Annotated in this window: 14 protein-coding genes and 2 tRNA genes; 2 read left to right on the forward strand and 14 right to left on the reverse strand. The window is 71.1% G+C overall.

Features of this window, described 5'->3' with window-relative positions; genetic code table 11:
* Window positions 1-15 precede the first annotated feature (15 nt).
* The 9 genes from IE95_RS0108175 to IE95_RS0108215 form a co-directional block, all read right to left on the reverse strand.
* Window positions 16-104 (reverse strand) — tRNA-Ser (locus IE95_RS0108175).
* A gap of 188 nt (window positions 105-292) precedes the next feature.
* A complete protein-coding gene (locus tag IE95_RS0108180) occupies window positions 293-2,941 on the reverse strand; it encodes an MMPL family transporter (protein ID WP_030151136.1) in 2,649 nt (882 codons plus the stop codon).
* A 40-nt stretch (window positions 2,942-2,981) separates the two neighbouring features.
* Complete coding sequence (locus IE95_RS0108185) at window positions 2,982-3,695, reverse strand: TetR/AcrR family transcriptional regulator (RefSeq protein ID WP_030151137.1); 714 nt, start codon at window positions 3,693-3,695, stop codon at window positions 2,982-2,984.
* Between the two features lie 69 nt (window positions 3,696-3,764).
* Window positions 3,765-5,036: a threonine/serine exporter family protein gene (locus tag IE95_RS0108190; RefSeq protein WP_084689969.1), complete on the reverse strand. Its 1,272-nt coding sequence runs from the start codon at window positions 5,034-5,036 to the stop codon at window positions 3,765-3,767.
* Window positions 5,037-5,183: 147 nt separating this feature from the next.
* A tRNA-Ser gene (locus IE95_RS0108195) sits at window positions 5,184-5,268 on the reverse strand.
* A gap of 172 nt (window positions 5,269-5,440) precedes the next feature.
* On the reverse strand, window positions 5,441-5,986 hold the full coding sequence (locus IE95_RS18785; protein ID WP_084690016.1) for a GTP-binding protein: 546 nt from the start codon (window positions 5,984-5,986) through the stop codon (window positions 5,441-5,443).
* 388 nt (window positions 5,987-6,374) lie between these two features.
* Window positions 6,375-6,791 carry a DUF742 domain-containing protein gene (locus IE95_RS0108205; protein ID WP_030151140.1) on the reverse strand — a complete coding sequence of 139 codons (417 nt, stop codon included), beginning with the start codon at window positions 6,789-6,791 and terminating at the stop codon, window positions 6,375-6,377.
* Window positions 6,792-6,801: 10 nt separating this feature from the next.
* Window positions 6,802-7,251, reverse strand: a complete 450-nt coding sequence (locus IE95_RS0108210; RefSeq protein ID WP_030151141.1) for a roadblock/LC7 domain-containing protein — start codon at window positions 7,249-7,251, stop codon at window positions 6,802-6,804.
* Between the two features lie 40 nt (window positions 7,252-7,291).
* Window positions 7,292-11,002, reverse strand: coding sequence for a sensor histidine kinase (locus IE95_RS0108215; protein ID WP_164984138.1), 3,711 nt, complete (start codon window positions 11,000-11,002; stop codon window positions 7,292-7,294).
* 177 nt (window positions 11,003-11,179) lie between these two features.
* On the opposite strand from IE95_RS0108215, the gene IE95_RS0108220 reads away from it, so the two are divergent.
* Both IE95_RS0108220 and IE95_RS0108225 read left to right on the forward strand, forming a co-directional pair.
* The gene (locus tag IE95_RS0108220) at window positions 11,180-12,202 is read left to right on the forward strand and encodes an NAD(P)H-quinone oxidoreductase (protein WP_338068438.1); all 1,023 of its coding nucleotides are present in this window, start codon (window positions 11,180-11,182) and stop codon (window positions 12,200-12,202) included.
* 100 nt (window positions 12,203-12,302) lie between these two features.
* Window positions 12,303-12,977 (forward strand): bacterial proteasome activator family protein, encoded by a 675-nt coding sequence (locus tag IE95_RS0108225; RefSeq protein ID WP_030151144.1) that lies wholly within the window; start codon window positions 12,303-12,305, stop codon window positions 12,975-12,977.
* 34 nt (window positions 12,978-13,011) lie between these two features.
* On the opposite strand, the gene IE95_RS0108230 is transcribed toward IE95_RS0108225, so the two are convergent.
* From IE95_RS0108230 to IE95_RS0108250, 5 genes are all read right to left on the reverse strand, one after another.
* Entirely contained in the window at window positions 13,012-13,905 is an 894-nt protein-coding gene (locus IE95_RS0108230) for an EamA family transporter (protein ID WP_420819385.1), read from the reverse strand.
* A gap of 356 nt (window positions 13,906-14,261) precedes the next feature.
* Entirely contained in the window at window positions 14,262-15,200 is a 939-nt protein-coding gene (locus IE95_RS0108235; RefSeq protein ID WP_030151146.1) for a carbohydrate ABC transporter permease, read from the reverse strand.
* Window positions 15,197-16,186, reverse strand: a complete 990-nt coding sequence (locus IE95_RS0108240; RefSeq protein WP_030151147.1) for a carbohydrate ABC transporter permease — start codon at window positions 16,184-16,186, stop codon at window positions 15,197-15,199. Before IE95_RS0108240 ends, IE95_RS0108235 begins: the two co-directional genes overlap by 4 nt.
* Before the next feature lie 183 nt (window positions 16,187-16,369).
* Complete coding sequence (locus tag IE95_RS0108245) at window positions 16,370-17,758, reverse strand: ABC transporter substrate-binding protein (RefSeq protein ID WP_030151148.1); 1,389 nt, start codon at window positions 17,756-17,758, stop codon at window positions 16,370-16,372.
* 299 nt (window positions 17,759-18,057) lie between these two features.
* Entirely contained in the window at window positions 18,058-19,065 is a 1,008-nt protein-coding gene (locus IE95_RS0108250) for a LacI family DNA-binding transcriptional regulator (protein WP_030151149.1), read from the reverse strand.
* Window positions 19,066-19,135 lie beyond the last annotated feature (70 nt).

Genomic DNA, 19,135 nt, shown 5'->3' on the forward strand with positions numbered 1-19,135 from the left:
CGGGACCTTCCTGAGCGGAGACGGAGGGATTTGAACCCTCGAACGGGTTGCCCCGTTACCACCTTAGCAGGGTGGCGCACTAGACCTGACTATGCGACGTCTCCATGCTCGGATGCTAGGCACCGAGCGTCGCAAGGCTACCTTCTCGGGGCGCTGCGGAGCAAAACAGAGGCGCCTGGGGCGGCGTTCCGCGCTCTGCCGCCACGCGTCGACCCTGCCCAGGACGGCCGGAGCCGCCCTCCTCGTGGCGAGGAGAGCGGCTCCGGCCCCGTCACGACGGGGGCTGTGGGCGTCAGCCCCGGACGCCCGCGGCGTCCTTGTCGAGGTCGTCCTCGGGAGCGGACCGCGTGCCACCTGCGGCCACGTGCGGGTGGCGCCGCTCGAGCGACGCCCCCTCCACGTCGACGTCGGGCAGGATCTTGTCGAGCCAGCGCGGCAGCCACCACGCCTTGTCCCCCGCGAGATGCATGAGCGCGGGCACGACCATCATGCGGATCACGAACGCGTCGACGAGCACCCCGAATGCGAGCGCGAAGCCGATCGGCCGGATCATCGCGCTGTGCGAGAAGATGAAGCCGCCGAACACCGCGATCATGATGATCGCCGCGGCCGTCACGACCGAGCGACCGGCCCGGACACCCTGCACGACCGCGATGCGCGCCGGCGCACCGTGCGCGTACGCCTCACGCATGCCCGACCCGAGGAAGAGCATGTAGTCCATCGCGAGCCCGAACAGGATGCCCACCAGGATGGTCGGCAGGAAGTTCAGGATCGGGCCGGGGGTCTCGACGCCGAACACACCGCTCAGCCAGCCCCACTGGTAGATCGCGACGACCCCGCCGAGAGCGGCGAAGTACGACAGGATGAAACCGAGCGTCGCGATGACCGGGACGAAGATCGACCGGAACACCAGGACCAGGATGACCAGCGACAGACCGACCACGACCGCGAGGTAGACCGGCAGCGCGGACGCGAGCTTCTCCGAGATGTCGACGTTGCCGCTCGCCGAGCCCGCGACGCCGATCTCGTACGTCCCGTCGATCGGCGACATGTCGCGCAGCGTGTGCACGAGCTCCTCGGTCGACTCGCTCGTGGGCCCCTCGGCGGGCACCACCTGGAACGCCGCGACCGTGCCGTCCTCGGACGTGCCCACGGGCGCGACCGCCACGACGTCGTCCTGGTCGAAGAGCGTCTGGGCGATCTCCACCTGGGCCGTCATGGACTCGGCCTCGGACCCTGCCTCGACGGCGGGCAGGTCGGCGACGACGAGCAGCGTCCCGTTCTGGCCCTCACCGAACTTCTCGGCGAGCGTCGAGTACGCCTGGTACTGCGTCGAGTCGTGCGGCTCGGTCGAGCCGTCCGGCAGGTTGAGCCGCAGGTCGAGCGCGGGCAGCGCGACGAGCAGCAGCGCAGCGACACCCACGACGACGCGCACCACGGCCCAGCCCGTCGACATGGGACGGACCTCGGCGGGTGCCGGGGCGGCTCCCTGGGCCTCCTGCGCGCCCTGGGCCGCAGCACCGGTCCCGGCCCCCGACATGCCAGCCGACGTGCCCGCCGACGTGCCCGCCGACGTGCCCGCGAGGCGTGCACGCTCCTTCGTGCTGAGGATCCGCTCCCCCACGACGCCGAGCAGCGCGGGCGTGAGCGTCACGGCGACGAGGACCGCGATCGCGATGCAGGCCGCGCCGACGGTGCCCATGAGGCCCAGGAACGGGATGCCCGTGACGTTGAGGGCGAGCAGCGCGACGAGCACCGTGGTGCCCGCGAACACGACCGCGTTGCCCGACGTCCCGTTGGCCAGCGCGATCGACTCGTGCAGCTCGTCGCCCGCCTTGAGCTGACGACGGTGCCGGTTGACGATGAAGAGCGAGTAGTCGATCCCGACCGCCAGCCCGAGCATGAGCCCGAGCACGGGCGTCACCGACGCCATCTCGACGACCCCGGACAGGGACAGCGCGCCGAGCGCGCCGATGCCCACACCGATCAGGGCGGTGAGGATCGGCAGGCCGGCACCGACGAACGTACCGAGCATGACGACGAGCACGACCGCGGCGACCAGCAGACCGACGATCTCGCCCGCACCGATGATGCTCGGGGCACCCATGGTCATGTCGGCCGAGAGGTTCACCTCGAGGTCCGCGGGAGCGGCGTCGAAGACCGTGACGAGGGCGTCCTTGGTCTCCTGCGGGATCTCCATCTGCGGGTCCGTGAACGAGATCATGACGATCGCGGTCGTGCCGTCCTCGGAGACCATGCGGATCTCGGACGCCATGTCGAGCAAGGTCGCGCCCTGCTCGAGCTGGGCGCTCTGCTCCTCGAGCTCGCTCGCGCCCTCGTCGAGGGCGGTCTGCTGCGCGTCGAGCGCGGCGAGCCCCTGGTCGATCGTCGCCTGCTGCGCGTCGAGCTGCGGCTGGGCCTGTGCGAGCACGCCCGCGGCCTCCGCCTGGGCGCGGGCGGCGTCGAGCTGGGCCTGACCGGCCTCGAGCTGTGCACGGCCCGCATCGAGCTGGGCCTGACCGGCCTCGAGCTGCGCGCGCCCGGCCTCCACCTGGACGCGGCCGTCCTCGACCTGCTGGCGCTGCGTGGCACGGTCGGCCTCGGTCACGAACGGGTCCATGACCGCCGTGACACCGTCGACGTCCGCGGCGTCCGCTACCAGCCCGGCGATCTCGTCCTGCTGCGCAGCGGTGAGCTCCTCGCCGTCAGCCGACTGGACGACGACGGTCCCCGTCCCGCCCGACGCGTCGGGGAAGTCGCTCTGCAGCCGGTCGGTCACCTCGGCCGTGGGGGTGCCGGGGATCGAGAAGGTCGTCGCGAGCGTGCCCGCGCCGAGCGCGAACGCCACGCCCGCTGCGACGAGGATCGCGAGCCACGCGACGATCACCGTCTTCGCGCGTCGCGCCGACCAGCGGCCGACGCGGTAGAGAAATTCAGCCATGAGAGTCCTTCGGTTGCGCGCGAGTACGCGGATGGGTGGGTCAGCGGGTGCGGCGTGACGAGGCGACCGGCTCGTGGCCGGTCCGGGTCGCGTCGAGGAGCCGTTGGAGCAGGTCGGTCCAGGCCCGGCGGGCGGCGGGGTCGTCGACCGCCCCCGTCACCTCGACCCAGCGGAGGTAGACCACGATCAGCCCGCTCATGAGCGAGCCGACGAGGAGCTCGACGTCGAACGGGTCGGCGTCGGGGTGGCTTGCGGCCAGGGCTGCCGTGAGGCGCATGCTCACGTCGGCGAAGACCTTGATGAGGGTGAAGGCGCGCCGGGGCGAGGGGCCTCCCTCGTCGCCCAGCACGCGGGTCAGGTAGACCAAGGGGGTCACGAAGTCGGTCGACCGCAGGGCGTCGGCGACCTCGTCGAACAGCGTCACGTCGGCGCCGCGCTCGCCCTGCCCGTCGCGCGGGGAGTCGTGGTCGCGCCCGACCGGCTGGTCCTGCCCGCCCCGCTGGTCCGACGCGATGGCGTCGAGCCGGTCGAGCGCCGCGCCGACCACCTCGCTGCAGACCTCGGTCACGACGTCGTCGAGCGACGCGAAGTGGTTGAAGACCGTGCGCCGGGAGACGTCGGCGCGCTCCGCGAGCTCGTCGACCGAGAACCGCGTCCCGCCCGACTCGCCGATCAGGGCTGCGGCGGCGTCGACGATGGCCCGTCGGTGGCGGGCCTTGAGCGCAGCGCGACGATCGACGGCAGGATGGGACATGTCTCTACGCTAAGTGCATCGATGCACTCGGTGCAACAAGCCTGGTCGGCGGCGAGCCGCCCGTTCCGGCTACCGTTCGAACGTCCAGTTCCTGTCGGTGAGCATGCGAGCGACCGCGAGCCCGATCGCGAGCGCGACGATCACCAACCCCGCCTCGACCGTCGACGCCAGGGCCTCGAGCGTGGCGCCGCTGTTGAACTCGTAGACGGCCCGGTAGGCCGTGACCCCCGGGACCATGATGACGACGGCAGGCACCGACATCGTGATGCGCGGCACCTTCATGGCGGGGGCGATGTACGCGGCGAGGACACCCACGACGAGCGCGGTCACCGCCGCAGCGGCCTGGGACGCGAATCCCGCGTCGATGAGCTCGAGGCGAGCGACGTTCGCGACCATGCCGATCGACGCCGCCCCCACCGCCATCTTCCACGGGCTGTTGAACATCAGCGCGAAGCCGAGCACCCCCGCGAAACTCGCCAGTGCCCGCAACGCGAGGAACAAGGCCTCGTCCAGGGCGGGGGGTGGGAGCCGGTCTGGCTGGAGGCCGGCGATCGCGGAGATCGCCCACACCGCGAGGGCCGCGGACGCCAGGATCATCAGGGCGTACGTCATGCGGGCGATACCCGCCGAGAAGTCGAGCTTCGCGAGATCGAGCGCGGCCGTCACGAGAGCGAACCCCGGGACGAGGAACAGGACCGCGGACACGTAGCCGGCCTCGTGCCCGCCCGCGTCCCCCACCAGGTTCTCGAAGACCAGGACGACCAGCAGGTAGGCCGTGGCGGCCACGGTCGCCGCGAGCATCGTGGTGCCGAACTGGTTGATGCCCTTGTGCAGCATGGCCCGGCGCACCATCTGTCCGAGGAACGCCCCGACGAACACCGCGCCGCACTCGATGACCCCGCCGTTGTTGAGGAACGCGAACGCCGCACACGCGATCGCGGCCCACAGCGCGTTGAGGAACGCACCGTAGAGCAGCGGCTTGGCCGCGATCCGTTCGAGCTCGGCGTCGACCTCCCCGGCCGTGACCTGGTCCGGCAGCTCGCCGACGTACGCCTCGAGCTCGGACAACCGGTCGGAGTTGATGCCGACGGCCCGGACCTCCGCGACCTCGGTGCGGAAGTTGCGGTCCCGGTAGGACGTCGCGGTGATCTCGGTGAGCGTCACGTGCGCCGCGGTGCGGTCGAGCCCCAGCGCGCGACCCACGCGCGTCATGTGGGACTTCACGCGGTAGCTGCCGGTCCCGGCCGAGAGCGCGAGGTGGCCGACTCTCAGGACGGTCCCCGACTGCCGCACCAGCTCGCTCGGCCCCAGGCCCGGTTCGTCGGTCACGTCTGCTGTCACCCCGACATGATCGCCCGTCCGGCGAGCGCGTGCACCCAAGGTCCGGTGCGGTGAGACGGTCCGGTCCACGCTCCCCGACAAGTGGTCAGCATCCTGCACGAACGTCGAGAGGCCCCGGACCGCGCGGGTCCAGGGCCTCTCGGACAGCGGAGGGCGAGGGATTCGAACCCCCGGTTGCTTGCGCAACAACGGTTTTCAAGACCGTCACATTAGGCCGCTCTGTCAGCCCTCCAGGTTGCTCCGACGCACATTCTGGCACGTCCGAGCGGTCGGACGCCCCCGCCCCCCAGGCCAGGCACCCAGATCGCCACACGACGACGGCGGGTCACCCTGGAGAGGTGGCCCGCCGTCGTGCGGTGAGTCGCCGTACGAAACGCCCCACGGGGCGGCCGACGAGCAACGGTTCAGGCAGCGCCCGAGCGAAGCTGGCGCATCGCGAGCTGCACGAGCGAGATCAGCGTCTGCTTGGTCGCCGCACGCGAACGGGCGTCGGTGTACAGCATCGGGACGTGGGCAGGGATCTGCAGGGCCTCGCGCACGTCCTCGAGCTTGTGCTTGGCCACGCCGTCGAAGCAGTTGACGCCCACCACGAACGGGATGCCACGCGACTCGAAGTAGTCGATGGCCGGGAAGCACTGTTCCAGACGGTCGGTGTCGACGAGCACGACGGCTCCGATCGCACCACGCACCAGGTCGTCCCACATGAACAGGAAGCGATCCTGCCCCGGGGTGCCGAACAGGTAGAGCCAGAGCGATCCCGGCAGCTCGATGCGCCCGAAGTCCATCGCGACCGTGGTCGTCATCTTCCGGTCGCTCACGCCTCCCGCGTCGTCGACGCCCACCGAGTGCTCCGTCATCGCGGCCTCGGTGTTGAGCGGCTCGATGTCCGAGATGGAGCCGATGAACGTCGTCTTGCCGACGGCGAACCCGCCCGCGACGACGATCTTCACGACCGTCGGTGCGGTGCGCGCGGCCTGCGGGGCGGGCGCGGTCGCGGGCGCGACAGGCTGCGGTGCCGTCGGAGCCGGGTTCGCCTGGGGCTGGACCGGAGGGGTCTGATGGACCGTCGGAGCCTGCTGCGAGGCGACAGGGGCCGGGCTCTGCGGTGCCGCAGCGGGCGTGCTGCCGGACTGGCCGCCCAGCACGCTCTGGCGCACCGGTGCGGCGGACGGCGACCCCGCGGACGGGGCCGAGGCCGCGGGGGCGGTCGCCGGCGCAGGAGCCGCCGGTGCCGCGACCGGAGCCCACGAGGGACCCGACGCACCGTTGGCAGCCGGCGCCCCGGGGGCGCCCGTGATCAAGGTGCCACCAGCAGCCTGTTGCTGGCCGCCAGCACCCTCAGAGGGTGGAAATGCCATTGAGAACACTCTCCAAGATGCTCAGGGACAGTCCCGAGTTGCTGCTGCCGTGGCCGGTGTGGACGTTGAGCGGGGTCGACGTGTGCACCGTGAGGTAGTTCTCCTCGGCGAGGTCGGCGACCAGGATGCGGGTGACGCCCAGAGGCATCCGCAGGAGCGCCGAGAGCTCGGCGATCGACACGTAGTTGTGCGCGGCGTGCTGGAGGATCGCACGCTTCTCAGGAGGCAGGCCGTAGCTGTTCACAGCACCCGGCATCACCTCGACCAGCGCCTCGAGCGGGAGGTCCGAGGTGGCCGAGCGGACACGTCCACCGGTCACCGCGTACGGACGCACCGTCGCGGCCTCGTACGAGTCCGAGCTGTGCGCTCCCAAGCTGCCAAAAGGTGCGTTCGTCATCGACCTGTCCTCATCCCACCGGGGCTCGTGTTGCTCCGTCAACGGGCAGGCTACCGCGCATCTCCGAGATGAGCTGAGGCGTCAACGTCGCCTCGGTGCGGGAGACGAGGAGCGCCATCTCGTAGCCGATCAGCCCGATGTCGCACGTCGACTCGGCGACGACGCCGAGCACCGACCCGTTCGACACGTTCATGAGGAAGAGGAACCCGTTGTCCATCTCGACGATCGACTGCCGGACGTTGCCCCCGTTGAGCTGGCGGGCGGCACCGCGGGTCAGGCTCGACATGCCGGAAACGATCGCGGCGAGCTGATCGCCGCTCGTGCGGTCGAGCTGGTCCGACATCGCCATGAGCAGGCCGTCGGCCGACACCACCAGCGTGTGCCGGCTTCCCGGGACGGTCCGCACGAAGTTGTCGAGCAACCACCCGAAATTGGTTGCTTCGGTGCTGAGCGCGTTCACACTTCCTCCTTGTCAGTTGCCACAGATCGCGAGCTGTACGTCACCGCGACTGCGGCGCTGAGTCGGGGACATCATTGCCGTGCGAGGCAGGTTGCGTCGAACCTGTCTCGTCGTCGGCCTCGACCCGTCCCCGTGCGGTCGCCGACTGGAAGGCTGCGAGACGGGCCCGCAGCTGCTCCGGGTCACGATCGATCTTCGCCGTGAACCGGTCGACGTACTCCTCGCGGTTCACGGTCCGGGCCCGACGCGTCAGGCCCGAGCTCGTCACGTCCGGACGCTCCTGGGGGCTGTACGTCCCCGCGGAGTCGGCGTACGCCTTGCCCTGGACCTCCGGACCGTTGCGCAGCAGCGTCGACATCTCCTCGTACAGGACCGCGGAGGCGATCCAGTCCGAGCGGGCCTCGACGGAGTCCGAGACATAGCTCGGGTCGAGAGGCTCGATGGGTTCGGGCGCCGGGCGACGCACGAGCGGCGTCGGACCGGCAGGCACACCCGCGGTCTGCTGACCTGCTGACGGAGCCTGGGCCGGCGGCTGCGGCGGAGCGAACGCCGTCGGAGCAGGCTGCTGGTAGGCGGCCGGCTGCGGTGCAGGAGTCTGCTGCGGTGACGGAGCAGGCGGCTGGTACGCGGACGGCTGCTGCAGCGGAGCCTGCTGCGGCGCGACCGGCGCCGCGCCGGCCGGCTGCGACGCGAGCGCTGCGGCCGAGGGCGTGACGACCGGCATGGCCCCGGTCCGGGGACGGCGGTTGAAGATGCCACGCTTGCGCGCCTGGCTCTCCCGCAGCGACCTGCGCGTCGGCAGGTCTGCCATGAGGTCCTCGAACTTGGGGAGCGCCTCGAACGACAGCTCCTCCGGGATCTCCTCCCGCGCCGGGGGCGCTGGCTGCTGCGACACGGGCTGGGGCACGGCCTGCGCCGTGGGAGCCGAGTACTGCTGCTCCTGGGCAGGCTGGACGGGCACCTCGAAAGGCGCCGGAGCCGGACGGGCGTCGACGTGCGCAGCGGGGGCCGCGTACGGGACCGGCTGAGGAGCCGCAGCCGAGCGCTGGGGGAGCTCGACGGCAGCGGCCGAGCGCTGCGGGAGCGCCGCGGCAGGCGCCTCGGCGACCTGCGGTTCGACCATCTGCGGTTCGGCGATCTGCGGCTCGGTCGCAGCGGGCGCCGGGGCCTGCGCGATCGGGCTCGACTCCTCGCTCGGCGCGAGCGGCTCGATCGCGAACTGCGGGGCCCACGTACCGTCGTCGGGCACGAAGTCCGGGACCGAGATGTCGGTCGCCGACACGTCGGGCGCCGCGTCGAGCTCGACGGCCTGCTGCTCGGACGTGGCCGTGTCCGCCGCACCGAGAGCGCGGAAGCTCGTGAACATCGCCGAGCGCGTGCTCACGTCGAGCACGGGGATCTCGGCCGACTGAGGCTGCAGGGGCGGCAGGACGCCCGTGGTCTCCGCGGGGCTCGCGGCACGGGCCCGGCTCGGGAGCGAGCTGCCCGACGACGCCACGCCCTCGGGCGGGGACCAAGCCTCGGGAACGGCCGGCAGGTCGAGCGGGAGCGAGGGGGTCGCGAGCGGCGGCAGCACGATCGAGCCGGTCTGCGGACCGGGGACGAACGAGGCGCTCGGCGCGGAACCTGCCGGGTCCATGCCGCGCGAGCGACGACGGGGCATGCCCGTCGAGGTGGCGCCGTCGGTCAGGGCGGCGAGGTCGACCGGGATCGCGACGGGCGCATCCTCGTCGACGTGCGGGGTCGTGGTCGTCGCCGGGCCCGAGTAGACGGGACCCGACGGCTGCGCGGGAGGCGCCGAGAGCTGGTTCGCGGCGACCTGCGTGCGGTTGTCCAGCGGGTCGGTCGGCATCGGCAGCGGGACGTTCGAGTCCGGCACGAACAGGACGTTCGGGAAGCTGACCGTGACGAGCGTCCCCGCGCCCTCGGGTGCGCGCTCGAAGGTGACGCTCGCGCCGAGGCGGTCCGAGATGCGCCCGACCACGTACAGGCCCAGTCGCTGCGAGCCCACGACGTCCGATGCGGCGTGCGCGTTGACCTTGCGGTTCGCCTCGACGATCTCCTCGGGCGTCATGCCCAGGCCGTGGTCGCGGACGATGATCTTGACGAACCGCTCGTCACGCGCGGTGCTGACCTCGACCGGCGTGTGCGGCTCGGAGAACATCGTCGCGTTCTCGAGGAGCTCGGCGATGAGGTGTGCGGCGTTGAGCGCGTTGTGCCCCAGCATCAGCGGGTCGACGACGAGGTTCAGGCGGACGCGGTCGTACAGCTCGATCTCGGACGACGCCGTACGGATGACGTCGGAGGCGGGCATGGGCTGACGGACGCGACGGCCCGAGTCGATGCCCGCGAGCACGAGGAGCGACTCGGCGTTGCGGCGCATACGGGTCGCGAGGTGGTCGAGGCGGAAGAGGTTCGACAGCGTGTTGGCGTCTTCCTCGGAACGCTCGAGGTCGTCGAGGAACGCCAGCTGGCGATTGAGCAGCACCTGGTCACGACGAGCCACGTTGACGAACATCTCGGCGATCGAACCACGCAGGGCCGCCTGCTCGCGGGCCACCTGGATCGTCGTGGAGTTCACGTCGTTGAACGCGTTCGCGAGCTGACCGACCTCGTCGCTCGACTCGACCGTGATGGGCTGGATGTTGATGCCCGGTCCCTGACCCGGCACCGAGACCTGCTCGACCATGCGCGGGAGCTGGTCCCGGACGTCCTGGGCCGCGCTCGTGAGACGGCGCAGAGGGTTCACGATCTGGCGGGCGATGGCGCCTGCCACGAAGATGCTGGCACCGAACGCGACGAGCGTCACGAGGATCGTCAGGACGGCTCGTGTCACGGCCGCGGCGGCGATGTCCGACGCCATCTCGCCGGCGTCCTTGCGGACGTCGTCACGGACCGGGGTGATGTTCGCGAGGTCGTTGGCGGAGGCCGTGGCCCAGTCCTCCTTGTTCGTCACGCCCACTGCCGCGTTGGCCGCGAGCGAGTCTCGCAGGTTGACGTAGGAGCCGATCGGGGAGGGGATCGCGAGGCCGGTGCGCAGCCCGCGCACCTCCTTGCGGGCGGCCGCGGCCTTGGTCTGGCCCTCGCTGACGATGCGGGCGGCGCGTTGGGCGTCGTCGAGCACACCCGGCGTGACCGTGCCGCCGTTCGCCTGGTCCTGGGCGATGTCCTGGAAGAGGAACGAGACGACGGGGAGCTCGAGCGCGACCTGGCTCATGAGGACGTTCGACGCGACGTACGCGTCGAGGACCTGGGCCAGTCCGCGGTCCTGCGCGGTGTCGGCCAGCACGCGGGGGACGTCGAGCGCGTCGTCGATCAGCGTGTTGTAGGACGACGTGAAGCCGAGCTCCTGGATCGTCTTGTTGTCGATCTTCTTGCGGAGCGCCTCCAGCTCGTCGCGGTCCTTGACGGTCGCGTCGACGGCCCGGGTCACGCGGGGGTCCAGCATGGACATGTTGACGTCGCCGTACACGCGGTCACGTCGGTCGAGCGCCTTGTCGGTCTCGGCTCGCGCCTCCTCGACCAGCGCGTCGGCGTTCTCGACGCCACGCACCCGCTGGAGCTCTGCGGCGCGCTCGGCGGCCACGGCCTTCCCGGCGACGTCCTGGGAGGCGAAGGCCTCCACCAGGGCGACGGTCTGGTTGGCCACGCGCGCCTCGTTGATCGCCTGAACCGAGAAGACCGTTGCGGCCAGGAACAGGACGAAGACAGGCAGCGCGAGTGCCGCAAGGATCTTCCCGCGAACGCTCAACCTGCGGAGCATACGAACCTCTCTCCATACCCTGTGACCAGCGGATCGTCGTGAGGTCCGGTCGGCTGCGACCATCCCCCACTCGCCAGACGTGCGTACTAACTATCGGTGCACTTGCCCCAGGGACCTAATCCGGTCATCCAGGGCAGGCAGAGGGCTTCGTGGAGGATCCCGACGATGCCCGACACCCGCCCTCACCCACGAGGCCGTAGTGTCTTTCGCGTGCGAGCCGTCACGATAGCCGCCCCGGGTGGCCCAGGGGAACTCACCGTGTCCGACCTCCCTGACCCCGTCCCGGGTCCGGACGAGGTGCTGATCGACGTCGTCTCGAGTGGCGTGAACCCTGCTGACCTGCTACAACGCGCCGGAAAGTACCCCCCGCCAGCGGGTGCGCCGGTCTGGCCCGGTCTGGAAGTTTCTGGGGTGATTTCGTCCGTCGGGTCCCGTCTCACAGGGTGGGACGTCGGTGACGAGGTCGCCGCTCTGCTCGACGGGGGCGGGTACGCGGAGAAGGTCTGCGTCCGCGCGTCCCAGGTCCTCCCCCTGCCGCGCGGCGTCTCGCTCGTCGACGGCGCCGCCCTCCCCGAGGCGGTGTGCACCGCGTGGAGCAACCTGGTCGACGTGGGTCGCCTCACGCGCGGCGACGTGCTGCTCGTGCACGGCGGGTCGGGCGGGGTCGGCTCGGTCGCGACGCAGATCGGCGCCGCGCTCGGCGCACGCGTCGTCACGACCGCGGGCGGACCCGAGCGCGTGGCCCGCTGCCGCACGCTGGGAGCCGACGTCGCCGTCGACCACCGCACCCAGGACTTCGTGGCCGCGGTGCGCGAGGCCTCGGGCGGCGCAGGTGCGGACGTGGTGCTCGACGTCGTCGGGGCCGCGTACCTGACCGACAACCTCCGGGCGCTCGCCACGGGCGGGCGGCTGGTGGTGATCGGGATGCAGAAGGGACGTCGCGGCGAGCTCGACCTGGGCGTGCTGCTCGCCAAGCGTGCGACCGTCGCCGGGACGACGCTGCGCGCCCGTCCCGCGCAGGAGAAGGCCCGGCTGGTCCGCGACGTGCTGACGCACGTGTGGCCCCTGGTCGAGCAGGGACGGGTACGACCCGTGGTCCACGCGCGGCTGCCGCTCGACCGCGCAGCCGACGCGCACCGCCTCATGGAGTCGGGCGAGGTGTTCGGCAAGGTCCTGCTCGTGCCGTGAGAACGAGAAGGAGCGCGAGCACGACCCCTGCGCCTCGTGCCGTGCGCGATGCCGGGCCCCGGCCGTCGCGCACGGCGGCTGTTCGGGACAGACTGGGTCCATGAGCGACGACGCACGAGGCGACCTGCCCACCGAACCGTCCGGGCAGCCCGCTCCCCCGCAGCGCGGGCGCGAGCAGGACGGGCGCGAGCAGGACGGGCGCACAGTCGACGGGGGGAAGCACGGGTACACGGTCGTCGCCCCGGACGGGAGCGAGGTCCCGTCCGGGGACGACACGAGCCCGGACCAGGTGCGCGAGGAGCGTGACCCGGGAGCGGCCGTCGAGGAGCCCGCGAAGGTCATGCGCATCGGCGGCATGATCAAGCGGCTGCTCGAGGAGGTGCGCGACTCACCGCTCGACGAGGCGGCCCGCAGCAGGCTCGCCGAGATCCACGAGCGGTCGCTCAAGGAGCTCGAGGAGGGGCTCTCGCCCGAGCTCGTCGCGGAGCTGCACCGCATCTCGCTGCCCTTCACCGACGACGCCGTGCCGTCCGACGCCGAGCTGCGTGTCGCGCAGGCACAGCTCGTGGGGTGGCTCGAGGGGCTGTTCCACGGCATCCAGACCGCCCTGGTGGCGCAGCAGATGGCCGCGCAGGCGCAGCTCACGCAGATCCGCCGCGCGCTGCCGCCGGGGACGATCCCGGTGCCCGGCATGCCGGGCCAGACCGGGCACCCCGGGCATCCCGCGCAGCGCGAGGGGGACGACTCGCGCCCGTCGCCCGGGCAGTACCTCTGAGGACCGCCCGCGCAGCCCTCCTCCGGGTGACGGGCTACGCGGGCGGCGGGTCGGTCCGCTGGGCGGTCATCGCGATCGCGCCGGAGACGAGCAGCAGGCCGACGAGCTCGAGCCACGAGGGGAGCTGCTGCAGCACGACGGCGCCGATCACCACCGCGGTCGCCGGCAGCATCGCGAGGAGCACGGAGAACGTCGCCGCGCTGACGCGCCGCAGGATGAGCTGTTCGAGCACGTAGGGCACGACGGACGAGCAGACGGCGATCCCGACGACGGCGAGCAGCAGCGTCCAGTCCTCGAGCACGGCGCCCGACGACGGCGCGAGGAAGGGCGCGAACACGAGCGCCCCGGCGGTCATCGCCACGGACAGCGACGTGACCCCGGACCCCGCGAGCGCGACGCGGCGCCCCAGCAGGATGTACGCGGCCCAGCAGGCGGCCGCGATGCCGATCGCGACGAGCCCGATCACGACGTCCCCCCGCGGGATGTCCGACGTCAGCGTCACGCCCGCGAGCAGCACGACGCCGACGGCCGCGACCGCGATGCCGCCGCGCTCGCGCCAGCCGCGCCCGGTGATCGCGGCGACGGCGACGGGGCCGATGAACTCGATCGCGACCGCGGAACCGAGGGGCAGGTGGTCGATCGCGACGTAGAACGTCACGTTCATCGCGGCGAGCGCCACGCCGAACACCGCGGCCCACGCGAGCGTCCGCCACGTCCACCGCTGCCGCCACGGGCGGCGCCACGCGAGCAGCAGCACCGCGGCGACGACGATGCGCAGCCAGGCGACCTCGGGCGCCCCGACGACGGCGAACAACCCGACCGCGATCGCGGCACCGAGGTACTGCGTCAGCCCCGATACGACGAAGAGGGCGGGCGGCGGGATCCGGCCCGCCACGGCACCGAGGGCACGACCGGGACGCGAAGACACCAGACGACCCTACGTCGGCGCGAGCGACGCCCGGAACGGCCCGAGCCGGGCCCGACCGGGGTGCCGGGCGGCGCCGTCGGGCCGCGCGACGAGGCTCACACCGCGGGTGACCCGCCCACCGGAGCCGAGCACCGCCGTCGGGCGACGGACACCACCCCGGCCGCCCCAGGAGCCCCCACCCCCCACCATCACCCCCTGAGCCCACCACGGCCCCAGGGCGAGACGCTTCGGCACAGGCGAGGGTGGTGCCGGGTGTGCGCGCGGTCGTGGTCGGGCCTGGCGGGGCTTCGAGGAACGAGGAGCCCTGGAAGACCGCGCGCGCACCCGGCACCACCCCCCACCGGAACCACGAGGCGTCACCCCTTGACGGAACCCGCCAGGAGGCCGCGCACGAAGTACCGCTGCAGCGCCAGGAACACGACGAGCGGCACGATCATCGACACGAACGCGCCCGCGGTGAGCAGGTGCCAGGCGTTGCCGCGGGTGCCGGCGAGGTCGGCGACCGCGACGGTCAGGGGCCGCGAGTCCTGGTTGGCGAACGTGAGGCCGACGAGGAGGTCGTTCCACACCCACAGGAACTGGAAGATCGCGAACGACGCGATGGCCGGGACGAGCAGCGGCATGAGGACCTGGAAGAAGATCTTGACGTGCCCTGCTCCGTCCATGCGGGCGGCCTCGATGAGCGACGACGGGATCTCCTTCATGAAGTTGTGCAGGAGGAAGATCGCGAGGGGCAGCGCGAAGATCGAGTGGGACAGCCACACGGTCCAGAACGTGCCGTTGATGTCGGCGTCGACGTAGGCCGCGAGGAGCGGGATGAGGGTGATCTGGATGGGCACGATCTGCAGCGCGAACACCGCGACGAACAGGAGGTTGCGCCCCTTGAAGTCGATCCACGCGAACGCGTAGGACGCGAGGAGCGCGATCGAGATGGGGATGACCACCGCGGGGAGCGTGATGACGATCGAGTTGACGAAGAACGACGCGAGGTTGGCGGAGCCGAAGAGGACGTCGTCGTAGTTGTCGAGCGTGAACTGGGGGTCGCTGAGGGTGGTCCACCACCCGGAGCGGCGGATGTCGAGGGCGGGCCGGAAGGACGTGACGAGGAGCCCGATCGACGGGATCGTCCACAGGATCGCGATGATGATCGCGAGGCCGGACGCCCACGGGGAGCTGAGCCGGCCCTTGACGGCGATGGCTCGTCGTTCGGCGCGCGAGAGCTTGCCGACGCGCTGGATGTCCTTCGACGCCTCCGCGTCGACGGATGCGGGCACCGTGGGCGGGACGGCGGTCATCGGACCTCCTCGGAGAGGCGGAGCTGGCGGACGTTGTAGACCACGATCGGGATGACGAGGACGAACAGGATGACCGCGAGCGCGGCCCCCAGTCCTTCGTTGGACTGGCGGAAGCTCTGCGTGTAGAACTCGTTCGCCACGACGGACGTCCCGAACTGGCCGCCCGTCATGGTCCGGACGATGTCGAAGACCTTGAGCGTTCCCATGGCGATCGTCGTGACGACCACGACGAGCGCGGGCCGGATGCTCGGCACGGTGATGTACCGGAACATCCCGACCCCGTGGAGCCCGTCGAGACGTGCGGCCTCGACGATGTCGTCGGGGATGGCCTTGATCGCGGCCGACAGGATGGTCATCGCGAACCCGGTCTGGATCCAGATCATGACGACGATGAGGAACAACGTGTTGGTCGGCTGGTTGATGAGGAACTGCTGCGGGGGGATGCCGATCCACACGAGGAGCTGGTTGAGGAGCCCGGTCTGCTGGATGTTCGCCTGGTCGGGGCGGTACTCGTACACGAACTTCCAGATGATCGAGGCGCCCACCATGGAGATCGCCATGGGGAGGAAGATCAGGCCCTTGGCGACCTTCTCGAACCGGGTGCGGTCGACGAGCACGGCGTACACGAGGCCGATGAACGTCGAGACGATCGGGACGAGGATGACCCAGATCGCGGTGTTGCGCAGCACGATCTGGAACTGGTCGGTCGTGAACGCCGTGACGTAGTTGTCGAGGCCGACCCACTCCGCGCCCGTGCGGTTCTTGAACGACGAGATGATCGTGAGGACCCCGGGGTAGACGAGCCCGCCCACGACGAGCAGGATCGCCGGCCCGAGGAAGCACAGCACGACGACCCAGCGCGGGACGCGTTTGGGCTTGTCGACCGCGAAGAGCAGGCCGCCCATCACGACGACGAACAGGAGCATCGCGAAGACCATCAGGCCGAGCTTCTCGGCGGTGGTCTCCGGTGTGGTGAAGAAGTCCATGAGGGCCTCCGGTCTGCCCGACGGCGTCGGCGGGCTGGGGCGGTTCGGTCACCCGGGGTCGTGGTCCGGCGGGCGGGGTGCTGCTCGGTTGGGCGGTCGCCGACGAGGACGTGCTGAGCCGGGGCCCGTCGCGTGGACGACGGGCCCCGGCTCCTCGTGCCTCGTTGCCGAGGTCGACCTCGATCAGGAGGTCGGCCAGGAGGCCTCGATCTGGTCGACGACCTCCTGCGTGCTGGCCCCGGTGAGCCAGTTGACGATGCCCGTCCAGAACGTCCCGGCGCCGACGGCGCCCGGCATCAGGTCGGAGGCGTCGAACCGGCTGACCGTCTTGGGGTCGGCGAGGATCTCGGCCGAGAGCTTGTCGAACTCGGTCGAGAGGTTCTCCGGGTCGAGCCCCTTGTTGGCGCTGACCCACCCGCCGTCGGGCGTGGCCTTGGCCTTGGCGTTGGCCCACTCGGCGCTCGACAGGTACGTCTGGAAGGCCTGGACCTCGGGGCGGTCGTTGAACGCTGCGACGAACTCGCCGCCGACCTCGACCGGCTTGATGTCGGTCTGGTTGGTGGGCAGGTAGAACGCGAACACCTCGCCCTCCTCGGAGACGTCGGTCCCCTCGGGGAACTGCGTCTGGTAGAAGTTCGCGGCGCGGTGCAGGAAGCACGTCCCGTCGAGCAGGCCGAAGCCCGCGTCGGTCCACGGGGTCGTGGCGATCGAGTCGACGCCGCCGAGGCCTGCGTTGACCATGGCCGGGTCCTTGAGCACCTCGCCGGCGGTGTCGAACGCCGTGACGACCTGCGGGTCGTTGAAGGGGATCTCGTGCTTGTACCACTGGTCGTAGACGTCGGGGCCGGCGGTGCGGAGCATCATGTCCTCGACGAAGTCGGTGCCCGGCCAGCCGGTCGCGTCACCGGACTCGACGCCGGCGCACCACGGGAGGGCCCCGTCGTTGTCCTCGGAGTACTGCTTCGACAGCGTCATGAGGTCGTCCCAGGTCTCGGGGACCTCGTAGCCACCGTCCTCGAAGGCGGCGGGCGAGTACCAGACGTACGACTTGACGTTGGCGCCGAGCGGGGCGGCGTAGAAGACGCCGTCGACCGTGCCGTACTCCTTCCAGGAGGCTTCCCAGTTCTCGTCGACGTTCGTCGCGGTCGCGTCGGGTGCCGGGACGATGGTGCCGGTGTCGCGCACGATGGTCTGGAGGAGGCCGGGCTGCGGCAGGTAGGCGATGTCGGGGGCGTTCCCGGCCTTGACGCGGACGAGGAGCTGGGCCTCGAACTCGCGGGACCCCTCGTAGTCGATCGTCACGCCCGTGCAGTCCTCGAACGGCTTGTAGGAGTCCTTCTGGGTCTGTGCCTCCGGGTCGACGATCGAGGTGTAGACGTTGACGGAGGTGCCGTCGATGTCGCCGAACTCCTCGTAGGGAGCGCAGTCGATGCTGGCGGCCTCCCCGGTGGAGCCGCCGGTCTCGTCGTCTCCTCCGCTGCCGCCGCAGGCGGTGAGCACGAGCGCGAGGCTTGCTCCGCCGGCGACGGCCGCGAGGGCACGGCGCTTGGGTGACAGGGTGCTTCTGGTCATGACATTCCTCCACAGCGTTGTGGTGCTGACGTCGCGGTCGGCCCGCGGGTGTCGCGGCCCGTCGTCCTCGACTCGACCGCCCCACTTGCCATGCAAGCGTTTACATCACGGTTGCGCAAGCGCAGGAGGCCCGTTCGCGAGTAACGATTCCGTTACTCATGACACCTCGCAACCGCTCGAGGTGGTCGCGCTCCCACGGTCGGTGACCTGCGGAAGCCCCGAGGTGACCAGCGAAACCCCCGCCAGTACGCGAGGAACCACGGCCCCGCCCCGGGACGCACGGCTCGAGCCGAAAGGAGTCAGCGACGACGCGGCTGCGACGTCGACGACCGACGGACCAGGTGCGTCGGATACGTCAGGCTGTCCGGCACCGGAGCACCGTTGATCATCTCCATGAGCAGCATCGACGCGTCCGCACCCTGCTGGTAGGCGTCCTGCCCGATCGTCGTCAGCCCGACCAGCTCGCCCAGGTCGTGCCCGTCGACCCCGATCACCGACAGGTCGCGCGGCACGTCCAGACCCAGGTCGCGCGCCGCGAGGATCGCGCCCATCGCCATCTCGTCCGACGCCGCGAAGATCGCCGTGACGTCCGGGCGCCTCCGCAGGAGAGACTTGGTCGAGGACCGCCCACCCTCGACGTCGAACCCACCGTTCACCACGAGGTCGGGCGACGGCTCGATCCCGGCCTTCCTGAGGGCACGCTCGTACCCCGTCGACCGCTCGATCGGCGGCGACCAGGACGAGACCAGGTCCGGCTGGCCCGTGATGTGGCCGACGACCCGGTGCCCCAGGTCCAGCAGGTGACGGGTCGCGAGGGACCCCGTCCGCACGTCGTCGAGGCGGACCGTCACCTGGTCCGCCGGACCCGAACCCACGAACGCCAGGGGCGTCCCCAGCGCCACGAGCGAGGCCACCTCGTCGTCCTCGAGCGGGAGCCCGACCACGAGGGTGCCGTCGACGCGGTGCCGCAGGACCGTCGGGTCGACCGTGCGGCGCGGGCGCCCGTCGTCCACCTCGAACGTGTAGAGCAGCACGTCGTAGCCCACCGAGCGCAGCGCACGCTCCGCGCCCTCGATGACGTTCGCGAAGAACCACCTGCTCACCCACGGCGTGATCACACCGATCGTCCGGGTGCGCCCCGTCGCGAGCGACGCCGCCGACGGCGACGGGACGTACCCCAGGCGCTCGGCCTCCGCCCGGACGCGCGCCCGGGTCGAGGCCGACACGTTCGGCAGCCCCCGCAGCGCGCGCGAGACCGTCGCCGTCGACACACCGGCTGCCTGCGCTACCTCGTCAATACCTGCCACGAGGAGCGATTGTCCCCCGTCCCCGGGGCAGAAGCGATTCGCGCCACGGACGGACGGGGATCGTCCAGGC

The sequence above is a fragment of the Oerskovia turbata genome (assembly GCF_000718325.1).
Classification (GTDB): Bacteria; Actinomycetota; Actinomycetes; order Actinomycetales; family Cellulomonadaceae; genus Oerskovia; species Oerskovia turbata.